The sequence below is a fragment of the Candidatus Cardinium sp. cBcalN2 genome (assembly GCF_022810445.1).
Taxonomy (GTDB): domain Bacteria; phylum Bacteroidota; class Bacteroidia; order Cytophagales; family Amoebophilaceae; genus Cardinium.
This window is the reverse complement of record NZ_JAACGD010000272.1, coordinates 1-352: the sequence shown is the minus strand read 5'-3', so window position 1 is coordinate 352 and position 352 is coordinate 1. Positions and strand designations below refer to the sequence as shown.

The following is a 352-nucleotide window of genomic DNA, read 5'->3' as shown; positions in this document are numbered from 1 at the left end:
TCTGTGATCAATTCTGGTTGCTTCAGGCTTCGCGAGTCATTCATGATGATTTCACCTTCAGGCCAATTGAGTGGACTTGCTTAACGATTGCTGGTTTGATTAGGGCTTCAAGGTATCGGTAAGAGAAAGAAGAGAGTATTGAGAACCCATTTTTGGTATCTGATTATAATGATTCATATATGCATCAAGAGGAAGAATAATAAGAGAGAGAGAGAGAGAAAGGTAGTTATATAAAGTATGGATAAGCATCACTTCCACCTTTGCATAGCAGCAATCAGTGTGTTTGTATGTGTTGAATTTTCATTTAACTTTGATTTTAGTAACAATAAAACAATTCAATACCAGTGAGTGG

General features: G+C 36.4%; 1 protein-coding gene. It reads right to left on the bottom strand.

Features of this window, described 5'->3' with window-relative positions; genetic code table 11:
- Positions 1 to 99 precede the first annotated feature (99 nt).
- A complete protein-coding gene (locus tag MUW74_RS04435; protein ID WP_243553137.1) occupies positions 100 to 249 on the bottom strand; it encodes a hypothetical protein in 150 nt (49 codons plus the stop codon).
- Between the last annotated feature and the right edge of the window lie 103 nt (positions 250 to 352).